This is a genomic window from Halomonas alkalicola (genome assembly GCF_030704205.1).
Classification (GTDB): domain Bacteria; phylum Pseudomonadota; class Gammaproteobacteria; order Pseudomonadales; family Halomonadaceae; genus Halomonas; species Halomonas alkalicola.
Map to the genome: position 1 here is coordinate 3,396,847 of NZ_CP131913.1, position 21,061 is coordinate 3,417,907.

At 69.5% G+C, this 21,061-nt stretch carries 16 protein-coding genes; 14 read left to right on the forward strand and 2 right to left on the reverse strand.

Annotated elements, in window-relative coordinates:
- Positions 1-183 precede the first annotated feature (183 nt).
- Positions 184-630 (forward strand): YcgN family cysteine cluster protein, encoded by a 447-nt coding sequence (locus B6N23_RS16005; protein ID WP_305500658.1) that lies wholly within the window; start codon positions 184-186, stop codon positions 628-630.
- Positions 631-652: 22 nt separating this feature from the next.
- Here the strand turns inward: B6N23_RS16005 and B6N23_RS16010 are convergent, their stop codons facing one another.
- On the reverse strand, positions 653-2,743 hold the full coding sequence (locus B6N23_RS16010; RefSeq protein WP_305500660.1) for a S9 family peptidase: 2,091 nt from the start codon (positions 2,741-2,743) through the stop codon (positions 653-655).
- A 45-nt stretch (positions 2,744-2,788) separates the two neighbouring features.
- Here B6N23_RS16010 and B6N23_RS16015 point away from each other — a divergent pair, with 45 nt between their 5' ends.
- The 9 genes from B6N23_RS16015 to B6N23_RS16055 all read left to right on the forward strand — a co-directional run bounded on the left by B6N23_RS16015 (position 2,789) and on the right by B6N23_RS16055 (position 15,466).
- On the forward strand, positions 2,789-3,223 hold the full coding sequence (locus B6N23_RS16015) for a hypothetical protein (protein ID WP_162899875.1): 435 nt from the start codon (positions 2,789-2,791) through the stop codon (positions 3,221-3,223).
- Between the two features lie 96 nt (positions 3,224-3,319).
- Positions 3,320-4,894 (forward strand): vWA domain-containing protein, encoded by a 1,575-nt coding sequence (locus B6N23_RS16020; protein WP_305500663.1) that lies wholly within the window; start codon positions 3,320-3,322, stop codon positions 4,892-4,894.
- The gene (locus tag B6N23_RS16025; RefSeq protein ID WP_305500665.1) at positions 4,887-5,684 is read left to right on the forward strand and encodes a class II glutamine amidotransferase; all 798 of its coding nucleotides are present in this window, start codon (positions 4,887-4,889) and stop codon (positions 5,682-5,684) included. Before B6N23_RS16020 ends, B6N23_RS16025 begins: the two co-directional genes overlap by 8 nt.
- Before the next feature lie 182 nt (positions 5,685-5,866).
- Complete coding sequence (locus B6N23_RS16030) at positions 5,867-7,549, forward strand: AMP-binding protein (protein ID WP_110069802.1); 1,683 nt, start codon at positions 5,867-5,869, stop codon at positions 7,547-7,549.
- Positions 7,550-7,699: 150 nt separating this feature from the next.
- A complete protein-coding gene (hrpA, locus tag B6N23_RS16035) occupies positions 7,700-11,749 on the forward strand; it encodes an ATP-dependent RNA helicase HrpA (protein WP_379688228.1) in 4,050 nt (1,349 codons plus the stop codon).
- 65 nt (positions 11,750-11,814) lie between these two features.
- Positions 11,815-12,927 (forward strand): beta-ketoacyl-ACP synthase III, encoded by a 1,113-nt coding sequence (locus tag B6N23_RS16040; RefSeq protein WP_305500668.1) that lies wholly within the window; start codon positions 11,815-11,817, stop codon positions 12,925-12,927.
- A gap of 43 nt (positions 12,928-12,970) precedes the next feature.
- The gene (locus B6N23_RS16045; protein WP_305500669.1) at positions 12,971-13,771 is read left to right on the forward strand and encodes an MlaA family lipoprotein; all 801 of its coding nucleotides are present in this window, start codon (positions 12,971-12,973) and stop codon (positions 13,769-13,771) included.
- Between the two features lie 11 nt (positions 13,772-13,782).
- On the forward strand, positions 13,783-14,970 hold the full coding sequence (locus tag B6N23_RS16050; protein WP_305500671.1) for a PP2C family protein-serine/threonine phosphatase: 1,188 nt from the start codon (positions 13,783-13,785) through the stop codon (positions 14,968-14,970).
- Positions 14,957-15,466: an STAS domain-containing protein gene (locus tag B6N23_RS16055; protein ID WP_305500673.1), complete on the forward strand. Its 510-nt coding sequence runs from the start codon at positions 14,957-14,959 to the stop codon at positions 15,464-15,466. The genes B6N23_RS16050 and B6N23_RS16055 overlap by 14 nt, the downstream gene beginning before the upstream one ends.
- Before the next feature lie 24 nt (positions 15,467-15,490).
- On the opposite strand, the gene tal is transcribed toward B6N23_RS16055, so the two are convergent.
- Positions 15,491-16,429 (reverse strand): transaldolase, encoded by a 939-nt coding sequence (gene tal, locus B6N23_RS16060; RefSeq protein ID WP_305500675.1) that lies wholly within the window; start codon positions 16,427-16,429, stop codon positions 15,491-15,493.
- 137 nt (positions 16,430-16,566) lie between these two features.
- Here tal and B6N23_RS16065 point away from each other — a divergent pair, with 137 nt between their 5' ends.
- The 4 genes from B6N23_RS16065 to pstC all read left to right on the forward strand — a co-directional run bounded on the left by B6N23_RS16065 (position 16,567) and on the right by pstC (position 21,059).
- Positions 16,567-17,751, forward strand: coding sequence for a Bcr/CflA family multidrug efflux MFS transporter (locus B6N23_RS16065; RefSeq protein WP_305500677.1), 1,185 nt, complete (start codon positions 16,567-16,569; stop codon positions 17,749-17,751).
- Positions 17,744-18,478: a sulfite exporter TauE/SafE family protein gene (locus B6N23_RS16070; RefSeq protein WP_305500679.1), complete on the forward strand. Its 735-nt coding sequence runs from the start codon at positions 17,744-17,746 to the stop codon at positions 18,476-18,478. The genes B6N23_RS16065 and B6N23_RS16070 overlap by 8 nt, the downstream gene beginning before the upstream one ends.
- A 136-nt stretch (positions 18,479-18,614) precedes the next feature.
- A complete protein-coding gene (locus tag B6N23_RS16075) occupies positions 18,615-19,628 on the forward strand; it encodes a substrate-binding domain-containing protein (RefSeq protein WP_119020500.1) in 1,014 nt (337 codons plus the stop codon).
- A gap of 57 nt (positions 19,629-19,685) precedes the next feature.
- The gene (pstC, locus tag B6N23_RS16080) at positions 19,686-21,059 is read left to right on the forward strand and encodes a phosphate ABC transporter permease subunit PstC (RefSeq protein ID WP_305500683.1); all 1,374 of its coding nucleotides are present in this window, start codon (positions 19,686-19,688) and stop codon (positions 21,057-21,059) included.
- Positions 21,060-21,061 lie beyond the last annotated feature (2 nt).

Consider the following 21,061-nt stretch of genomic DNA (forward strand, 5'->3'; position numbering starts at 1 on the left):
GGCTGAGCCTGGCAGTCACTGCCGGTGGGAAGGGGCGTCGGGGGCAAGCCGAAGAGGAGGTCCTATGCCAGGGACGGCATCGGTAGCGTACAGGGAGGTATTCACAGCGCCTCTCTCGCAGGCTTGTCCCCGGACCAGCCCCGTCGTCGCTTCTGCAAGATGGCAGGACAAACGGGAGACGTCATGAGAGAACGATTCTGGGAGCAGTACCCCCTCGAGGAGCTCACCGCCGAGGAGTGGGAGGCGCTGTGCGACGGCTGCGGCCAGTGCTGCCTGCTGAAGTTCCAGGATGACGAGAGCGGCGAGCTGGCGGTGCTCAACCTGGCCTGCGAGCTGCTGGACCTCCACAGCTGTCGCTGCAGCGACTACGAGAACCGCCTCGAGCGTGTGCCGGAGTGCACCCGGCTCACGCCGGCACTGATCGACCAGTTCCGCTGGCTGCCCCACTCCTGCGCCTACCGCCGGGTGGCAGAAGGGCGCAAGCTGGCCCGCTGGCATCCGCTGCTCTCCGGCGACCCGGAGCGGGTCCACCGCAAGGGCATCAGCGTGCGCAGCTTCGCCGTCACCAGCCGCGGGGTCCCCGAGGAGGAGTACGAGGACCATATCATCGCGGTGATTCCCATCGATTGACGGGACCCAGGCGGCATGAGGGCTATGCCTCGCGGTTTTCCATTCCCAGCGCCCAGAGGATATAGGCATCCTGGCGGGCGCCGTCGTGCCATGCCTTGAAGCGTCCCGAGGCACCGCCGTGGCCGGCGGCCATGTCGGTGCGCAGCAGCACGGCGCCGCGAGCGGTGCCCAGCTCCGTCAGCCGCGCGTAGAGCTTGGCGGGCTCCCAGTAGGGCACCCGGGTATCGTGCCAGCTGCCCTGCAGGAACATGGTCGGGTAGGGGGCCGCGGCCAGGTTGTCCAGCGGCGAGTAGGCGCGGATGCGCTTGCGGGCGTCGGGTTCGTCGGGATTCCCCCACTCGGTGTACTCGGCGGTGGTCAGCGGCAGGTCGGGGTTCTCCATGGTGCGCAGCACGTCCACGAAGGGCACGTCGAGCACCGCCGCACAGAACGCCTCCGGCGCCAGATTGAGGCTGGCGCCCACCAGCAGGCCGCCGGCACTGGCCCCGTAGGCGGCGATGCGCTCGCCGTCGCTGATGCCGTGCTCCACCAGGCAGTCCCGGGCGGCGAGGAAGTCCCGGAAGCTGTTGGCCTTGTGCTCCAGCTTGCCGGCCAGGTACCAGGGCTCGCCGCGATCGCCGCCGCCGCGTACATGGGCCACGGCGAAGGCCGCGCCGCGGGCCAGCAGCTCCAGGCGCGCCACGGAGAACCAGGGGTCGAGCACCTCGCCATAGGCGCCGTAGCCGTAGAGCAGCGTCGGCAGCGGGTGGCCCGCCAGGTCGGCGCGCATCACCACCGAGACGGGGATGCGCTCGCCGTCGTGGGAGGTCGCCCACAGCCGCTCGCAGGCGAGCTCCTCGGGCCGGAGGTCGCCGTGGATCGGCTGCTGCTTGAGCAGGGTGCGCTCGCCGCTGTCCAGGTCGTGCTCGATCCAGGTCACCGGCAGCACGAAGGACTCCTCGCGCAGGCGCAGGCGGCGCTGGTCGAAGTGGGGCGCATCGCCCAGCGCCAGGCTGCAGGGCGTCTCCGGCAGCGGCAGGCGCTCGTCCCGGGTGAGGCGATGCCCGGCATCGAACTCCATCACCCTGAGCCTGACCTGGGCCTCCTCATGGTCGCGCTCGGTGATCACCAGCCCCCAGGCGAAGGCGTCGACCCCCTCCAGGGTGTCCTCGTCGCGGTGGGGAATCAGCGGATGCCAGCGGTCGGCGTCGGCGGCGGCATCCAGTTGCGCCTCGTCGATCACGTCGAGACGGAAATGGGGCGCTTCGCGGTTGTGGAGCAGGTAGAAGTGGCCGGGCCGGTGGTCCAGGGAGAGCTCCACGCCGCTCTCCCGGGGGCGGAAGCAGCGTGGGGGAGTGGCCGGCGCCCGGGCCGGAATCAGGTAGCTCTCGCTGGTGTCCTTGGAGGCGCTCTCCAGCACCAGCCACTCCCGGGAGCGGGTCTTGCCGAGCCCCAACCAGAACTCCGGGTCCTCCTCGCGCAGCACCAGCGCAGGCTCACTCGCCACGCCCTCGGCCAGCGCCAGGCGCCAGACGCTCTCGGGGCGCTGGGTGGCATCGTAGCGGGTGAAGAACAGGGTAGCGTTGTCCTCGGCCCAGGTGAGCTCGGGGCCGATGCCCTCCAGCAGGCGCACCGGCTCGCCATCGGGGAGCCGGGTCAGGAAGAGGTCGAACATCTCGTCCCCGGTGGTGTCCTCGGTCCAGGCGAGCCAGCGCTCGTCGGGAGAGAGGGCCATGTCGCCGAGCTCCAGGAAGTCGTGGTCGGCGGCGCGGGCCTCGAGATCCAGGAAGGGTGCGGCACGGTCCGGCTTGCCGTTGGGGTGGCGCCACCATACCGGGTAGTCGGCCTCGGCGGCGGTCTCGCTCCAGTAGGTGTAGTGGTCCAGCGGGGAGCGCAGACCGTGCACGGCCAGCTCGCGGCGGGCCAGGTGGCCGTGGTAGAGCCGCTCCACCAGGTCGTCCAGGGGGGCAAACCAGGCGGCGAACTCGGCGTTGGCCGCCTCGAGGAAGTCGGCGACCGCCGGCTCCTCGCGGTTCTCCAGCCAGTGCCACTCGGGGTCCTCCGGACGACGGAAGCGGGCCACCGGGGAGTCGGTGGCCGGGCTGTCGGGGCGATGCGGCGGCTGTGCTTTCATGGTGGGAGATGTACCATACTCAAGACTGTGAATAGAGAGGTGGCAATGCCAATTACCGATTCGATGACCCTACTATGGCTGGTCTACGCCGTCCTGTCGCTGGTGGTGCTGCTGACCGGCTACCTGGGCCTGGCCTTCCTGCCGCGGCTGCTGCGGCTGCCGATCACCTGGCTGGTGGCCGGCGTGATGTGGGTGCCGACGCGCTTCCATATGCCGCTGCTGGAGGAGGGGGAATTCTACACCGGTCTGGCGCCGGCGGTGGTGGTGGCCCTGGTGGGCTTCCTCGAGCGCGACAGCGGCCTGATGCTGCCGGCCCTGATGCTGACCGCGGCCGGTGCGGCGGCGGGCGTGGCCTTCGGGCTGCTGCTGGCCTGGCGTGGCGGCGACCGCGACCACTATGTCGACATGGATGACAACGAGGACGACGTGCCCCCTGCCAAGCCTGGCGGTGGCGGACGTCGCGAGCCGGTGATCGGCTGATCGCACGCCGAGCATCGGCCCAACAGGAGCCGATCAGCGGCTAAGGAGCCGGGCATGGCCGGGGCGTGGATGATGAGGTCGTGGAGGAGCCGTCGGGTGGGGCGTGGCTTCGCCGGCGTGCTGCTGGCGGGCCTGCTGTGGCTCGCGGCCGGGGCTGGGCTGGCGCAGCCGGTCGAGGAGAGCCCGGACGTGCGGGTGATCATCGATGTCTCGGGCAGCATGCGCAGCAACGATCCCGACCAGCTCGCGGCCAGCGCCCTGGAGCTGCTGTCCGCGCTGCTGCCGGACGGCACCCCGGCCGGCGTCTGGACCTTCGGCGAGCGCGTCGACAACCCGCTCCCGCTCGGCGAGGTCGACGACGAGTGGCGCGAGCGTGCCATGGCCCTGCGTCCCGCCCTGGTGGAGTACCAGCAGCACACCGACATCGAGGCCGCCGTGCGCAGTGCTGCCGAGAGCCCGGCCAACGGCTGGCGCCACCTGGTGCTGCTCACCGACGGCATGATCGACCTGGCGCCGGCACGGGGAGCCAAGCCGGAGATCGACCTCGCCTCGCGGCGTGCCCTGCTCGATGAGCTTGCCCCGGCGCTGGCGCAGCGCGGGGTGGTGGTGCACGCCATCGCCTTCTCCGACGAGGCCGACCTCCGCCTGGTGGAGCGCCTCTCCCGCACCACCGGCGGCCTGCCGGCCCTGGTGCAGTCCCCGGAGAGCCTGCTGGGTGCCTTCGTGGATATCGTCGAGCGCATCTTTCCCGCCGACCAGGTGCCCCTGGCCGAGGGGCGCTTCGCCATCGAGCCCGGCGTCGAGGCCTTCTCGGCGCTGCTCTTCCACGCCCCGAACGGCGACCCCCTGATCCTGGTGGCCCCGGACGGCACGCGCTTCACGCCCGATTCGCCGCCGCCCGGCGCCCGCTGGCAGGTGGAGCCCCGCTTCGACCTGCTGCGGGTGCCGGACCCCGCCCCCGGCGAGTGGCGCGTAGAGGGGGAGATCGCCGACGACAGCCGCATCGGGGTAAGCGGTGCGGTGAGTCTGCAGCTGGCGCCGCTGCCGGCCGTCCTGAACCCGGGGCAGACGCTGCCGCTGGAGGCCTGGCTGGCCCGCGGCGGTGAGCCCTGGCAGGAGGCCCCGGAGGATCTCGCCATCAGCGTGACCCTGCTCGATGCCGAAGAGGCGCCGCGGGCGGAGGTCTGGCTGGTCCGTCAGGGCGAGCGCTTCGTCGGTGAGCTGACGGTGCCGGAGCTCTCCGGAGCCGCCCGCCTGCGCTTTCAAGCCCGGGGGGAGGGGATCGACCGCCTGCGCGACCTGGCGGTGAACGTGCAGCCGCTGCTGAGCCTGCTGGACGAGGCCGAGGAGGGCCACGGGGTTGGCGACTCGCGCCTGGCACCCCTGGGCGAGCGCTTCCACGAGGATCTTGCCACCGGCCGCGAGGGCGAGGCGGTGCCCGACAGCGCCGCCGACCGCTTCATCGATTTCATCCACGACCTGCCGGCCCATGCCGCCACCCTGTGGCGCGAAGGCCGGCCCTGGCTCGAGCGCCGTGGCGCGGCCTTTGCCGGCGACCCGCGCCAGTGGGTGGTGGCGGGCCTGGTGGTCGTGCTGCTGCTGACCCTTTTGGCCCTGCGCCGGACCCGGCGGCGTCGCCGGGTCGTCCACCGGGAGGAACCCCATGTGTGAGCTTTTGGGCATGAGCGCCAACGTGCCCACCGATATCTGCTTCAGCTTCACCGGCTTCCTGCATCGCGGGGGCGGCACCGGCCCCCATCGCGATGGCTGGGGCATCGCCTTCTACGAGGAGGGCGGCTATCGCGACTTCCGCGACCCCCACCCCTCGGTGCATTCGCCCATCGCCCGGCTGATCACCGACTACCCGATCAAGTCGAACATCGTCATCAGCCATATTCGCCAGGCCAACGTCGGCCAGGTGCGCCTGGCCAACACCCACCCCTTCGTGCGCGAGATGTGGGGCAGCCCCTGGTGCTATGCCCACAACGGCCAGCTCGAGGGTTGGCGGGGCCTGCCGCTCAGCTTCTACCGCCCGATCGGGGATACCGACAGCGAGCACGCCTTCTGCTGGCTGCTGGGCGAGCTGCGCCGCTGCTTCCCGGAGCGCCCGCAGAGCGACGCCGAACGCGAGGGGCGGTGGCGGCTGCTCCACCAGCTCTGCGAGCGCCTGCGCGGCCTCGGGGTGTTCAACCTGCTGCTGGCCGACGGCGACTACCTCTACACCTTCTGCTCCACCAAGCTGGCGCATATCACCCGGCGGGCCCCGTTCGGCCGCGCCAGCCTGTCGGACGCCGAGCTCACCGTGAACTTCGCCGAGCACACCACGACCCACGACATCGTCTCGGTGATCGCCACCGAGCCGCTCACCGACAACGAGGCCTGGGAGCGCATGGTCCCGGGGGAGCTGCTGGTATGGCGGGATGGCGTGATCCAGGCGCGCTACGGCCGCCGCGAAGCGTGAGACCTGCCGGTTGGTCTTTGCGGCGGGAATGGCCCAGGCTGTGGGCAAGGTGGCCAGGACGGAGCGGTTTCAATCCATTGTTTCAATCGATCGTTTTACACTCCGAGTTGGCCGGTTTAAAGTAGGGCCCCGGGACAACAACAAGCGCCGGTGGTCCATCGGCGACTCAGCGGAGAGACGTGATGAGTGAGCATGCCAACGCCCCGATCCTGTCCGGCCCCGAGCTCAAGGGGATGGAAGAGTACGGATCGGTCAACGATGTCTTCCAGGCGGCGGTCAAGCGCTATGCCGACAAGCCGGCCTTCAGCTGCATGGGGCAGACCCTGAGCTTCGCCGATCTTGACCGCCTCTCCGGCGATTTCGCCGCCTGGCTGCAGCACGAGACCACCCTGCAGCCCGGCGACCGCATCGCCATCCAGCTGCCCAACGTGCTGCAGTTCCCGGTGGCGGTGTTCGGCGCCATGCGGGCGGGCATGGTGGTGGTCAACACCAACCCGCTCTATACCGAGCGGGAGATGGCCCACCAGTTCAAGGATTCCGGCGCCAAGGCAATCGTGATCCTGGCCAACATGGCCGACAAGCTCGAGAAGATCCTCGACCGCACCGATATCCAGCACGTGGTGGTGACCCAGCTTGGCGACCTGCACGGCTTCCCCAAGCGTCCGCTGATCAACCTGGTGGTCAAGCACGTCAAGAAGATGGTGCCCGCCTATCGGCTTCCCGGCCACACGCCGTTCCGGCAGACGCTGAAGGAGGGGGCCGCCCGCCAGCACCGCGACGTCAAGCGCGAGCTGGATGACATCGCCGCCCTGCAGTACACCGGGGGCACCACGGGCCTCGCCAAGGGCACCATGCTGACCCACCGCAACCTGGTCGCCAACATGCTCCAGGCCGGGGAGGCGATCGGCAAGGGGCTCAATAACGGCGAAGAGGTGGTGATCGCGCCGCTGCCGGTATACCACATCTACACCTTCACGGTGAACTGCCTGTTCCTGATGGAGACCGGCAACCACTCGATCCTGATCACCAATCCGCGCGATCTGCCCAACTTCGTCAAGGAGCTCAAGGGGCTCCAGTTCACCGCCTTCATTGGCCTGAATACCCTGTTCAACGCCCTGTGCAACCGCGAGGACTTCCGCGCCCTGGACTTCTCTAAGCTGCACCTGACCATCTCCGGCGGCATGGCGCTGACCAAGGCGGCGGCGGAGCGCTGGAAGGAGGTCACCGGCTGCGACATCGCCGAGGGCTACGGGCTCACCGAGACCTCGCCGGTGGTCAGCTTCAACCCGGTCGACGCCATCCAGCTCGGCACCATCGGCAAGCCGGTGGCCGGCACCCGGGTCAAGGTGGTGGATGCCGACGGCAACGACCTGCCCTTCGGCGAGCCGGGCGAGCTCTGCGTGCAGGGGCCCCAGGTGATGAAGGGCTACTGGAACCGCGACGACGAGACCATCAAGGTGATCGACGACGACGGCTGGTTCCACACCGGCGACATCGCGGTGCTCCAGGAGGACGGCTATATTCGCATCGTCGACCGCAAGAAGGACATGATCCTGGTCTCGGGCTTCAACGTGTACCCCAACGAGGTGGAGGATGTCGTCGCCACCCATCCGGGCGTGCTGGAGTCCGCGGCGGTCGGCGTGGAGGACGAGAGCAGCGGCGAGGCGATCAAGCTCTTCGTGGTGCCACGCACGGATGACCTCGACCCCGACGAGCTGCGCGCCTGGTGCAAGAAGGAGCTGACCGGCTACAAGGTGCCCAAGTACGTGGAGCTGCGCGACGAGCTCCCGAAAACGAATGTCGGCAAGGTGCTGCGCCGTCAGCTGCGCGATGAGGAGCGCGAGAAGGCCAAGGCCGCTTCCTGAACCGCCGATAGCCGCTGCCTGGCCGGGCCATAGCCAGCCTCAATGGCCCGGATTAGGCGCCGCCCAGGCGGCGGCGTTACAATGACCTGCCCGTTCCGGCTCCCCGGTGCGGGCAGTTTTCCTTTGTTGCCCTCCACCCCCGGAGCCGCCGTGTCCGACGTGACCACCGACCCTTCTCTCGCCACCGATGCCCTGACCGATGCCGACCGCCTGCGCGCCCTGCGCCAGGCCCTCGACGGCGTGCTGCTGCGTGACCGCGCGTCGCTCGACAAGCGCCTGCACGGCCTGGCGCGGCGGCTGAAGGAGGGCAAGCCGGTGGATCGCGGCCTGGGCGAGGTGGAGCAGGCCGTGGCGCGCTCCCGGGAGGCGGTGGCGCGACGCGCGGCCCGCCCGGTGACGCTCAACTATCCCCCCGAGCTGCCGGTGGCGGAGCGCCGCGAGGAGATCCTCGACGCCCTGCGCGACCACCAGGTGGTGGTGGTGGCTGGCGAGACCGGCTCCGGCAAGACCACCCAGCTGCCCAAGATCTGCCTGGAGCTGGGGCTGGGTCGCCGCGGGCTGATCGGCCACACCCAGCCGCGGCGGCTGGCGGCGCGCTCGGTGGCCGCGCGGCTGGCCGAGGAGCTCGAGACCCCGCTAGGGGAGCAGGTCGGCTACCAGGTGCGCTTCACCGACCAGAGCAGCGACCAGACCCTGGTCAAGCTGATGACCGACGGCATCCTTCTGGCGGAGACGCGCCACGATCCCGATCTCACCCGCTACGAGGTGATCATCATCGATGAGGCCCACGAGCGCAGCCTCAACATCGATTTCCTGCTCGGTTACCTGAAGCGCCTGCTGCCGCGTCGCCCCGACCTCAAGGTGATCATCACCTCGGCCACCATCGATGTGGAGCGCTTCGCCGCCCACTTCTCCCGGCCCGGCAGGGGCGAGGCGCCCGACCGCCCGGCACCGGTGGTGGAGGTCTCCGGACGCACCTTCCCGGTGGAGCTGCACTACCGCCCGCTGGTGCGCGAGGCCGAGGACGAGGAGGATCGCACCCTGCAGGAGGGCATCCTGCATGCGGTGGAGGAGATCGAGCGCATCGAGCGCGACAAGCGCTGGCTCCATGGCCCCCGCGACATCCTGGTGTTCCTGCCCGGCGAGCGGGAGATCCGCGAGACCGCCGATACCCTGCGCCGGGCCGACCTGCGCGGCACCGAGATCCTGCCGCTCTATGCGCGCCTCTCCAATGCCGAGCAGAATCGCGTCTTCGCGCCCCACGCCGGGCGGCGCATCGTGCTGGCCACCAACGTCGCCGAGACCTCCCTGACCGTGCCGGGCATCCGCTACGTGATCGACCCTGGCCTGGTGCGCATCAGCCGCTACAGCTACCGGGCCAAGATCCAGCGCCTGCCGGTAGAGCCGGTCAGCCAGGCCAGCGCCAACCAGCGCATGGGGCGCTGCGGCCGCGTGGCCGAGGGGGTCTGCATCCGCCTTTATGACGAGGAGGACTTCCTCGCCAGGCCGGCGTTCACCGACCCCGAGATCCGCCGCACCAACCTCGCCTCGGTGATCCTCTCGATGCTCTCGCTGAACCTCGGCGACATCGAGGCCTTTCCCTTCGTCGACCCGCCGGATTCGCGTTTCGTCACCGACGGCTTCCGACTGCTCTTCGAACTGGGCGCGGTGGACGAGGGCGGGCGACTCACCCCGACCGGCCGCAAGCTGGCCCGGCTGCCCATCGACCCGCGCCTGGCACGCATGGTACTGGCCGGCGCCGAGCAGGGCGGCCTGCGCGAAGTGCTGATCGTGGTGGCGGGCCTCGCCGTCCAGGACCCCCGCGACCGCCCGGCCGAGAAGCGCCAGGCCGCCGACCAGGCCCACCGCCGCTGGCAGGACCCGGACTCCGACTTCGTGGCGCTGCTCAACCTCTGGGACGGCGTCGAGGCGGCCCGGGAGGCGCTCTCCGGCAACCAGCTCAGGCGCTGGTGCAAGGAGCACTACATCAACTACCTGCGCCTGCGCGAATGGCACGACACCTTCCGCCAGCTGCGCCAGCTGCTGCGCGACATGCAGATCGAGGTGCCGCCGCCGGCGCCCTGGCCGGTTTCCGAGGAGGGCAGCGCCGAGGAGGGCGATGAAGAGAAGGCGCGCCAGGAGCGCCGTCGCCGCCAGGCCGCCACCCTGCACCGGGCGCTCTTGCCCGGGCTGCTCTCCCACCTCGGGCTTCTCACCGAGAACCGCGAGTACCTGGGCGCGCGCAACCGCAAGTTCGTCATCCATCCGGGGTCGGGGCTCGGCAAGAAGTCGCCCAAGTGGCTGATGGCCTTCGAGCTGGTGGAGACGACGAAACTGTTCGCCCGCACCGTGGCGAAGATCGACCCCGAGTGGATCGAGCCGCTGGCCGGGCACCTGGTCAAGCGCAGCTACGCCGAGCCCCACTGGGAGATGAAGCGTGCCCAGGTGATCGCCAAGGAGCAGGTGACCCTGTTCGGGCTGCCCATCGTGGCCGGGCGGCGGGTACACTACGGCCCCATTGCGCCCGCCGAGGCCCGCGAGCTCTTCATTCGCCGCGCCCTGGTGGAGGGGGAGTTCCGCACCCGCGGCGACTTCTTCGCCCACAACCGCGCGCTGGTCGAGGAGGTCGAGGACCTCGAGGACCGGGCCCGGCGTCGCGATATCCTGGTGGACGAGGAGACCCTCTTCGCCTTCTACGACGAGCGCCTCCCCGAGGGCATACATAACGGCAAGGGCTTCGAGGCGTGGCGCAAGCAGGCCGAGGCCGAGAACCCCGCGGTGCTCAAGTTCGACCGCGCCGCCCTGCTGGCCCGGGAGGCCAGCGAGGTCACCGAGGCCGACTACCCGGACGAGCTGGCCCTCAACGGGGTGCGCTATCCGCTTGCCTACCACTTCGAGCCCGGCGCCCAGGACGACGGGGTGACCCTCACCGTGCCCGCCGCCATGCTGCCCCAGCTGCCCCTGGCGCGGCTCGAGTGGCTGGTGCCGGGCCTTTTGCGCGAGAAGTGCATCGCGCTGATGAAGTCGCTGCCCAAGGCGATTCGCCGCCAGGTGGTGCCGATTCCCGACTGGGTGGATGCCGCCCTGGAGACCCTCGTCCCCGACGACGTGCCCCTCACCGAGGCGCTGGGCGAGTTCCTGCGCCGGCGCACCGGGGTGCGCCTCCACCCCGACGACTGGCAGCGTGACCAGCTCGAGCCCCACCTGGTGATGAACCTGCGGGTGGTGGACCATGAGGGCAACACCTTGGGCCAGGGCCGCGATGCCTGCGAGCTGGAACGCCGCTTCGAGGCGGCGGCGGGGCAGGGGGCCCGGGCGCTGGCCGCCGAGGCACGCCTGGAGGCGCCGGTGGAAGGGCTGCCCGAGGCCGCGCTGCCGGAGTCGCGAGTGACCACCCAGGCGGGCATCCGGGTCGAGGCTTTCCCGGCCCTGGTGCCGGAGGGGGAGGCCTTCCGGGTCGAGCTCTTCGACCACCCCGACAAGGCCCGCGAGGCCCATCGCGACGGCATCGTGCGCCTGGCCATGCGCCGCCTGCCCGACCAGGTGCGCGAGATCGAACGCCTTAAGGGGCTCGGCACCTGTGCGCTGCTGTTTGCCAAGGTGGGCAGCAAGCGCCAGCTGACCGACGACGTGGTGCGGGCGGTGTTCACCCGGGGGGTGGCGCAGGACCCGCTGCCGCGCTCGGCGGCCGAGCTCGAGGCGCGCCTGGCGGCGACCCGAGCCGAGCTCCTGCCCCGTGCCGAGGCCCTGGTGGTCACCCTGGAGGCCGCCCTCAAGGGCCACCTGGCGGTCACCAAGGCGTTGAAGGGCAACCTGAACCTGGCGCTGGCGCTGGTATACAGTGACCTCAAGGGACAGATGGCGCGGCTGGTGCACCCCGGCTTCGTCAGCGAGGCCGGCGAGTGGCTCGACGAGTACCCGCGCTACATGGAGGCGGCCCAGATCCGCCTGGAGAAGGCGCCCCGTGAGCGGTTGCGCGACCAGATGCACATGCAGGAGATCCAGGCCCTGGAGGCGCGCCTCGAGGCCCGCCTTCAGAGCGAGCGGCGCGGCGGCATGGCGCCCCCGGCGCTGGCCGAGTTCCGCTGGTGGATCGAGGAGCTGCGTGTCTCGCTCTTCGCCCAGCAGCTGGGCACGAAATTTGCGGTCTCTGCCAAGCGTCTCGAGAAGCGCTGGGCGGAGATCACCGGGCGCCCCTGAGCGCCCGCATGAACAGCGGCCGCGGCGAGCGGCCTTGGCGGCTTTCGCCGTGAAAGGGAGAACGTATGACCAACGTCGTGATCACCGGCACAGGACTCTTCACGCCGGAGCACACCATCGACAACGATGCCCTGGTGGCCTCGTTCAATGCCTGGGTGGACGCCGAGAACGCGCGCCGTGCCGAGGCCGGCATCGAGGAGCGCCTGGCGCACTCGAGCAGCGAGTTCATCGTCAAGGCCTCGGGCATCCACAGCCGCCATGTGCTCGATGCCGAGGGCATCCTCGACCCCGAGCGCATGCGCCCTCGGCTGCGCGAGCGCAGCAACGACGAGCCCTCCATCCAGTGCGAGATGGGGGCCGTGGCGGCCCGCCAGGCCCTGGCCCGTGCCGGGGTGGAGGCCGCCGACATCGACCTGGTGATCGTCGGCTGCTCCAACCTGGAGCGCCCCTATCCGGCGGTGGCGGTGGAGCTGCAGGCCGCGCTGGGCGCCGGCGGCTACGCCTTCGACATGAACGTGGCCTGTAGCTCGGCCACCTTCGCCATCGAGACTGCGGCCAACGCCATCCGCGCCGGCAGCGCCCGCCGGGCGCTGGTGGTCAACCCGGAGATCTGCTCGGCGCACCTCAACTTCCGCGACCGCGACAGCCACTTCATCTTCGGCGACGCCTGCACCGCCATCGTGCTGGAGCGCGACGACCTGGCCACCAGTGAGGCGCGCTTCGAGATCCTCGGCACGCGCCTGGTGACGCGCTTCTCCAATGCCATCCGCAACAACGCCGGCTTTCTCAACCGGGTCACCGACGCGGACCCCCAGGCGCTGGACAAGCTCTTCGTCCAGGAGGGCCGGCGGGTCTTCAAGGAGGTCTGCCCCCTGGTGGCGGCGCTGATCGGGGAGCACCTGCAGGCGCTGGGCTTCTCCGGCGACGACCTGGCGCGGATGTGGCTGCACCAGGCTAACCGCCACATGAACGACCTGATCGCCCGCCGGGTGCTGGGCCGCGAGCCCAGCGAGCAGGAGGCGCCGATCATCCTCGACCGCTACGCCAACACCAGTTCGGCGGGCTCGATCATCGCCTTCCACCTGCACCATGATGACCTTACCGCCGGAGCGCTGGGGGTGATCTGCTCCTTCGGGGCGGGCTACAGCGCCGGCAGCGTGGTGGTGAAACGTGTCTGACGCCCAGCCAACCATTCGCGAAACGAGCCGCAAGGAGAGCAGGATGACAGCCACTACGACAGGAAGGTGGGGCAGGGCGGCGGCGGGTCTGCTGGCCGTGGCGATGCTGGCCGGCTGCGCCAGCACCGCGACCATCGAGGAGCGCCATCCCGATGACCCCTGGGAGGGCTTCAACCGGCGGGTGTTCGCCTTCAACGATGCGCTGGATCGCGCCGTGCTGAAGCCCACCGCGCGGGGCTATCGGGCGGTGACGCCCCAGCCGGTGCAGACCGGGGTGGGCAACTTCTTCTCCAACCTGGGCGAGCCGCGCACGGCGATCAACAGCCTGCTGCAGGGCAAGCCGGGCAACGCGGGCATCGCCATGTCGCGCTTCCTGATCAACACCACCGTCGGCATCGGCGGCCTATGGGACTTCGCCACCCATATGGAGATCACCGGCCGCGACGAGGACTTCGGCCAGACCCTGGCCGTGTGGGGGTGGGAGGAGTCACGCTACCTGGTGCTGCCCCTCCTGGGACCGAGCACGGTGCGCGATACCGGTGGCCTGCCCGCCGACATGTACAGCTATCCGACCACCTACATCGAGGATGACGAGACGCGCCTCGGCCTTACTGCGCTGCGCATCATCGATACCCGGGCGGGGCTGCTCGACCAGGAGGAGCTGATCCGCGGCGACCGCTACAGCTTCATCCGCGATGCCTGGCTGCAGCGGCGTCGCTTCGAGATCAATGACGGCGAGACGGGCGATGACCCCTTCGCCATGGACGACTTCGATTTCGACGACACGGATTTCGACGACGCGGACTTCGACGACGCCGACGTCGATGACGCCTTCTCCGACTGAGGCCCCTTTCCATGGACCGTCCCAAGCAGCTGATCGGTGTGATCGACGCCCCCGGCCCGGCGCGCAACGCCCTGGCCGAGGCCATCGCCCGTGATGGCCTGGCAGTGATCGCCGCCGACAGTCCCGATGAGCTGCCAGCGGGGGTCTCGCTGGTGGTGGCCCATGCCCGGGCGCTCTCCGAGGAGCAGTGGGCGCCGCTCTGCGCGCGCCTGCCGACCCTGGTGGTCAGCGATAGCCGCGAGTCCCCCGGGCTGCTCTCCGCAGTGGATGCCGGCCTCGTCGACTACATCGTCGAGCCGCTGCGCCACGGCCAGCTGCTGCGGCGAATGATCCGCAAGGTGATCGAGCTGCGCCGCCTGGAGGAGGCGCGGCGCGAGGATCAGGCGCGCCTCGAAGAGCTCAACGAGAGCCTGGAGACCCACCTGGCGATGCTGCGCCTCGACCAGCAGGCCGGCGGCCAGATCCAGCGCAAGCTGCTGCCGCCGCGCCCCCAGACCTCGGGGGGCGTCACCTGCGACTACTGGTTTGCCCCCTGGCTCTATCTCTCCGGCGACTTCCTGGATTTCCAGCGCCTGGACGAGCGCCATCTGCTGTTCTATTTTGCCGATGTCTCTGGCCATGGTACCTCCTCGGCCTTCGTCACCGTGCTGCTCAAGTACCTGGCCAACCGCTGGCAGGGCGAGTGGGACGGCACCGCGCCCGAGGCCCTGCCACCGCGCTGGCTGAGCGATCTCAACCGCGAGCTGCTGGACACCGGCATCGGCAAGCATGCGACCCTGTTCGTCGGGGTCATTGACCTCGAGCGCCGCTATCTGCACTATTCGCTGGGCGCACAGCTGCCCATGCCCCTGCTGGTGGCGGATGGCGAGGTCCGGCCACTGTCCGGCGAGGGCATGCCGGTGGGGCTGTTTCCCGGTGCCGACTACCCCACCCTGGGGTGTTCGCTGCCCGAGAACTTCCGCCTTTGGCTGTGTTCGGATGGAGTATTGGAATGCCTGCCGGGCGAAACGCTCGACACGCGGCTCAGGGAGCTCGAGCAGCGGGTGCTGGCCAGCGAGACGCTGGAAGACCTGCGGGCCAGTCTGGCCCTCGGCCATCTGGCCAGCGGTGACGATGTCGGTATGAATACGGCCATCGAGGCACTGCCCGACGACCTGACGATCATGATGTTGAGCGGATTTGGCAATGTTGATTTCTGAAGGGCGCATCAAGGCGGCATTCGACGCTGGCGTCTTCGTCCTCAAGCTATGTGGCGACGTGCGCCTGACCCTCTGCGCGACCCTGGACCGCCAGGCCGAGCAGCTCGCCCAGACCCCCGGGCTCACCACGCTGATCATCGATCTGCGCGATGCTACCAACGTGGACTCCACTGCACTGGGCTTTCTGGCCAAGGTGGCCATGGCGGTGAAAGGCCGTCTGGCCGAGCGCCCCACCATCGTCGCCGACAATCCCGACATCCAGCGCATGCTCGACGTCATGGGCTTCGCTCGCTACTTCACCCAGGTGGAGGCGCCCATCACCGAGGTGTGCGAGCTGTGCGACCTGCCGGAGATCCCCTGTGACGTGGAGGAGACCCGCCAGCGCATCCTCGAGGCCCATCGCATCCTGATGCGCATGAACGAGCACAACCGGGAGGAGTTCCAGCCCCTTGTAGAGATGCTCGAGGCCCAGGAGGCCACCTCCCACCCCCACTGATCCGGGCCTTCTCCCTCCGCGTCGCTACGCCCGGCGCAGCTCGCCCAGCAGCGCCTCCAGCCTGCGCTGGTCCTCCATGAACTTGCGGATGCCCTCGGCCAGCTTCTCGGTGGCCATGGCGTCCTCGTTCATGTGCCAGCGATACTCGGCTTCGTCCAGGGGCTCGAGGCCGCTGGTTTCTGCGTCCTCGGGGACCAGGCGGCGCTCGAGGGTGCCGCGGGTGTCGGCCAGCTCGCCGAGCAGTGCAGGGGAGATGGTCAGTCGGTCGCAGCCAGCCAGCGCCAGGATCTCCCCCGCGTTGCGAAAGCTCGCCCCCATCACGATGGTGTGGTAACCATGCCCCTTGTAGTGCTCGTAGATGCGCTTGACCGACTGCACGCCGGGATCGCGGTCGCCGCTGAAGTCGGCCTCCGGCGACTGGGCCCTGTGCCAGTCCAGGATGCGTCCCACGAAGGGGGAGATCAGCGTCACTCCGGCGTCGGCGCAGGCCTGGGCCTGGGCGAAGCTGAACAGCAGGGTCAGGTTGGTGTGGATGCCCTCGCGCTCGAGCTGCTGGGCGGCGCGGATGCCCTCCCAGGTGGCGGCGATCTTGATCAGGATGCGCTCCGGCCCGATGCCGTGGCGGGCGTAGCGCTCGATCAGCGAGCGGGCCCGGGCCAGGGTGGCGTCGGTGTCGAAGGAGAGCCTGGCGCTCACCTCAGTGGAGACATAGCCCGGCACCAGGGAGCTGATCTCGCTGCCGATCTCCACCGCCACCGCGTCCAGGGCGTCATCGAGGTCCGTCGCGCGGCGGGCGATCTCGGCCAGGCGCTCGCGGCGCCCCTTCAGCTGGGCGGCCTGCAGGATCAGCGAGGGGTTGGTGGTGGCATCGGTGGGTTCGAACCGGCGGATGGCGTCGATGTCGCCGGTATCGGCGACCACGATGGTCATCTTCCGGAGTTGCGAGAGCAGGTCGTCGGCCATGGGGTAGGGCTCCTGGGGAAAGGGGAAGATCACTCTATCAAGCCAGTATGACAGGGAACAGGGACCGGCAGGGAAGGCGACGATAGGCTATGATTAGCGGCCTATCTATACATGCCAAGACATGCCAAGGAGTCTCCTTGACCCTCGACGCCCGACGCGTGGCGCTGCTGGTGGCCGCCAACACCGCTCTGGCGCCCTTTGCCATCGACGCCTACCTGCCCGCCATGGCGGCCCTGGCCGATACCGTGGGCGCCAGCATCCACCATACCGAGCTCTCGCTCTCCGCCTTCCTGGCCGGTTTCGCCCTCGGCCAGCTGCTGTTCGGGCCGCTCTCCGATCGCATCGGCCGCAAGCCCGTGCTGCTCGGCGGCCTGGTGGTCTTCCTGCTGGCGAGCCTGGCCATCACCACGGTGGGCTCGCTGTCCGAGCTGCTCGCCTGGCGCTTCGTCCAGGCCCTGGGCGGTGGGGCCACGGTGGTCAACTCGGCGGCCATCGTGCGCGACTGCTTCAGCGGCCGCGAAGCGGCCAAGGTGATGTCCACCATGGCGATCATCATGCTGCTGGCCCCGCTGGTGGCCCCGCTGGTGGGCAGCGGCCTGCTCTATCTGGGCGAGTGGTGGCTGATCTTCGTCTTCCTGGCGGTCTATGCCGCCTTCCTGATGTGGTTGCTGGGTACCCGCTTGCCGGAGACCCGGGCCCCGGGGTCGCTCGTCGCCTCGCCGCGCCAGGTACTGGCCAACTACGCGAGCGTGCTGCGCCACCGCGAGGCCATGGGCTACATCAGCGCCGCCTCCATGTCCTTCGCGGGGCTCTTCGCCTTCATCACCGCCTCGCCTTTCCTCTATCTGGAGCACTACGGTCTCTCCCCCGGGCTCTATCCGCTGGTGTTCGGGCTCAACGTGGTCACCATGGCGGCCTCCAACCGGCTCAATATCCGGCTGCTGAGGTGGCGTTCGCCCCAGCAGAACCTGCGTCTCGGCCTGGGGATCCAGCTGGGGGTGGCCCTCGGCCTGGCGCTGGTGCTGGCCAGCGGGCTGGAGTCGCTCTGGACCGTGGTGCCGCTGGTCATGGTGTTCGCCGGCACCATCGGGCTGGTGGCCCCCAACGCCATCTCCGCGCTGCTCGACCACTTTCACCACATGAGCGCCACGGCAGCGGCCCTGCGGGGGAGCATCCAGTTCTCCTGCGGGGCCCTGGCCGGGGTGCTGGTGGGGGCCTTCGAGGTGGACAGCGCCTGGCCCATGGTGGGCACCATGCTCGGCGCCGCCCTGCTGGGCAACCTGGGGCTGAGGCGGCTGGCGGGGCGGGCCGGCCATGGTTGAGCTGCTGCTCTCCGGCGTCGACATGACGCTGCCGGTGTGGCTCGGCTGCGCCGCTACGCTGGCCCTGGGGGCCTTCGTGCAGCGCAGCACCGGCTTCGGCCTGGCGGTGGGGGGGGCGCCGCTGCTGCTGTTGCTGGAGCCGCGCCTGGTGCCGGTGGTGCTGGTGCTGTTCGGTTTCACCGTGGCGCTTACCACCCTGCGCCACTACTGGCGCGAGGTGCAGCCGGGCGAGATCGCCACGGCCCTGGTGGGGCGGATTCCCGGCAACGCCCTGGGACTCTGGCTGCTGCTGGCCGCGCCCATGGCGGTGCTGGAAAAGCTCATCGCCGGCAGCGTGCTCTTCGCGGTGGCGGTGACCCTGTTCCGCTTCCGGCTGCCGGTCAATCGCGCCACCCTGTTCGGCGCCGGGGTCTTCTCGGGCATCTTCGGCACCATCGCCGCGCTGAGCGGCCCGCCCCTGGTGCTGCTGCTCCACGGCTTCTCCCCGGACCGCCTGCGCGGCACCCTCTCGGCCTTCTTCGTGGTCACCGCCCTGATGACGCTCGTCACCCTGGGCCTTGGCGGGCTGCTCAGGGCCTGGCATTTCGGCGTGGCGCTGACCTTCGCCCCGGGGGTGCTGGCCGGCAGCTGGCTTGCCGGCCGGGTGGCCCATCGCCTCGATCGACGCCTGCTTCAGGGGGCCTCGCTTTCGCTCTGCACCCTGGCAGCGCTGGGCCTGTTGCTATGACATCGTTCGGACACATCCATGTCACATAACTGAAACCCTCACCCTGCAGACTCCTCACTGCGAACGGCTGACACAGTCGACCCGAAGCCGAAGGACCCGAGTCCACCGGCCCCTACGCAGAGAGAGGATCTTCACGATGAACGTCAACAAGCGCACCCTGAGCGTTGCCCTGGCTGCCGGCCTGGCCGTCGGTGTCTCCACCGCTGCCATGGCGCGCGACACGGTCCAGATCGCTGGTTCATCCACCGTCCTGCCCTTCGCCAGCATCGTGGCCGAAGAGTTCGGTGCCAACTTCCCGCAGTTCAGCACCCCGGTGGTGGGCTCCGGTGGCTCCGGTGGCGGCCTGCGCCAGTTCTGCCAGGGCGTCGGCGAGAACACCATCGACATCGCCAACTCCTCTCGCGCGATCCGCAGCGCCGAGCTGGAGAACTGCATGGCCAATGGCGTCAACGAGGTCCTCGAGGTGATGTTCGGCTACGACGGCATCGTCTTCGCCTCTCGCGCCGACCGCGGCAGCTTCGCTCTGACCCCGGCCCACGTCTTCGCCGCCGCCGCCCAGCAGGTGCGTGTCGACGGTGAGCTGGTCGACAACCCCTACACCCGCTGGTCCGAGATCGATGCCGACCTGCCGGATCAGGAGATCGTGCTGGTCATTCCGGCCTCCAACCACGGCACCCGCGAGGTGTTCGAGGAGAAGGTGCTGCACATCGGTTGCGACAGCTACGAGATGGAAGGCGACGCCTGTGACGCCCTGCGTGGCGATGGCCGCATCATCGAGATCGCCGGCGACTACACCGAGACCCTGGCGCGCCTGGACGCCCAGTCCGATGCGGTGGGCGTGTTCGGCCTGAGCTTCTACGACCAGAACCGCGACCGCCTGCAGGTCGCCACCGTGGACGGCGTGACCCCGAGCCTCGAGACCATCGGCTCCGGCGAGTACCCGGTCTCCCGCCCGCTGTTCTTCTACGTCAAGGGCGAGCACCTCGACGTGATCCCGGGCCTGGCCGAGTACACCGAGTTCTTCCTCAACGAGATGGTCTCCGGCTTCGGCAGCCCGCTGGAGGACGCCGGCCTGATCCCGCTGGACGACGAGGAGCGTGCCGAGGCCCTGGAGCAGTTCCAGGCCCGCACCCTGGTCAGCGTCGAGTAAGGCCGTGATTCCCGGGGCAGGCAGGCGCCTGCCCCGGTTCGCCTATGCGGGGAACCCATGAATAACCTTGCCTTGATCGCCATCCTGCTGATCGTCATGGCCCTGCCCCACCAGGTCGGCCTGACGCGCAGTCGTGCGGTGGCAACCGACGGCGTGCGACTGCACTCGCGTCCCGGCTACTACGGCATGCTGGTGGCCCTCTGGTGTGGCCTGCCGGCCTTTGCCCTGTTCCTGCTCTGGAGCCTGGCGGGCGCCTCGCTGGTGGAGCTGCTGGTGGTTCGCCAGCTGCCCCCCGAGGTGGCGACCCTCAGCGAGCGGGAGCTCTCCACCTTCCTGCGCCGCGTCTCGGCGCTGGCCGCCGAGCGTGCCGTTTCCGGCACGCCCAGCGATATCGAACTGGCGGCTGCGGCCCATATGGCCAGCCTGCAGCAGCTCGGGCGGCTGATCGCCATTGCCGCCATGGCGGTGGTCGCCACCGCCGGCCTGGTGCTGGCGCGGGGCCGGATCTCACCGCAGCTGCGTGCCCGCAACCAGGTCGAGCGGGTGATCACCGTGACGCTGGCGCTCTGCTCCGGCGTCGCCATCCTGACCACCGTGGGCATCGTGCTCTCCATGGTGGGCGAGGCGATGAACTTCTTCCGCTTCATCAGCCCGATGGACTTCTTCTTCGGTACCACCTGGAACCCGCGCTTCAGCACCGCCGGCGACGCGGGGCAGGGGGAGTTCGGCCTGCTGCCGCTGCTGTGGGGCACCCTGATGGTCAGCACCATCGCCATGCTGGTCGCCGTGCCCCTGGGCCTGATGACCGCCATCTACATGGCCGAGTACGCTCCGGCCTGGCTGCGCAACGTGGCCAAGCCGGTGATCGAGGTGCTCGCCGGCATCCCCACCATCGTCTACGGCTTCTTCGCCCTGATCGTGATCGGCCCCTTCCTCTCCGGGCTCGGCGACATGGTGGGCATCAGCATCCGCACCACCAGCGCGCTCACCGCGGGCCTGGTGATGGGGATCATGATCATCCCCTTCGTCTCCTCGCTCTCCGACGACATCATCACCCAGGTGCCCAAGGCCCTGCGCGACGGGGCGTTGGGCCTCGGCGCCACCAAGTCGGAGACCATTCGGCAGGTAGTACTGCCGGCGGCGCTCCCGGGCATTGTCGGCGCCTTCCTGCTGGCCGCCAGCCGCGCCATCGGCGAGACCATGATCGTGGTGCTGGCGGCGGGCAACAACCCGGTGCTGCACGCCAACCCCTTCGAGGCGGTCTCCACCATCACGGTGACCATCGTCAATCAGCTGACCGGCGACATGGACTTCGCCAGCCCCCAGTCGCTGGTGGCCTTCGCCCTGGGCCTGACGCTGTTCGTCATCACCCTTGGACTGAACGTCATCGCCCTGGTGGTGGTGCGCCGCTACCGCCAGCAATACGAGTAACC

Coding starts and splice junctions, on each gene's coding strand:
- B6N23_RS16055 (WP_305500673.1), top strand. CDS start 14,957: ATGTTGATTTCTGAAGGGCGCATCAAGGCGGCATTCGACGCTGGCGTC.
- B6N23_RS16030 (WP_110069802.1), top strand. CDS start 5,867: ATGAGTGAGCATGCCAACGCCCCGATCCTGTCCGGCCCCGAGCTCAAG.
- B6N23_RS16010 (WP_305500660.1), bottom strand. CDS start 2,743: ATGAAAGCACAGCCGCCGCATCGCCCCGACAGCCCGGCCACCGACTCC.
- B6N23_RS16005 (WP_305500658.1), top strand. CDS start 184: ATGAGAGAACGATTCTGGGAGCAGTACCCCCTCGAGGAGCTCACCGCC.
- B6N23_RS16075 (WP_119020500.1), top strand. CDS start 18,615: ATGAACGTCAACAAGCGCACCCTGAGCGTTGCCCTGGCTGCCGGCCTG.
- pstC (WP_305500683.1), top strand. CDS start 19,686: ATGAATAACCTTGCCTTGATCGCCATCCTGCTGATCGTCATGGCCCTG.
- tal (WP_305500675.1), bottom strand. CDS start 16,429: ATGGCCGACGACCTGCTCTCGCAACTCCGGAAGATGACCATCGTGGTC.
- B6N23_RS16025 (WP_305500665.1), top strand. CDS start 4,887: ATGTGTGAGCTTTTGGGCATGAGCGCCAACGTGCCCACCGATATCTGC.
- B6N23_RS16015 (WP_162899875.1), top strand. CDS start 2,789: ATGCCAATTACCGATTCGATGACCCTACTATGGCTGGTCTACGCCGTC.
- B6N23_RS16045 (WP_305500669.1), top strand. CDS start 12,971: ATGACAGCCACTACGACAGGAAGGTGGGGCAGGGCGGCGGCGGGTCTG.
- B6N23_RS16040 (WP_305500668.1), top strand. CDS start 11,815: ATGACCAACGTCGTGATCACCGGCACAGGACTCTTCACGCCGGAGCAC.
- B6N23_RS16070 (WP_305500679.1), top strand. CDS start 17,744: ATGGTTGAGCTGCTGCTCTCCGGCGTCGACATGACGCTGCCGGTGTGG.
- B6N23_RS16050 (WP_305500671.1), top strand. CDS start 13,783: ATGGACCGTCCCAAGCAGCTGATCGGTGTGATCGACGCCCCCGGCCCG.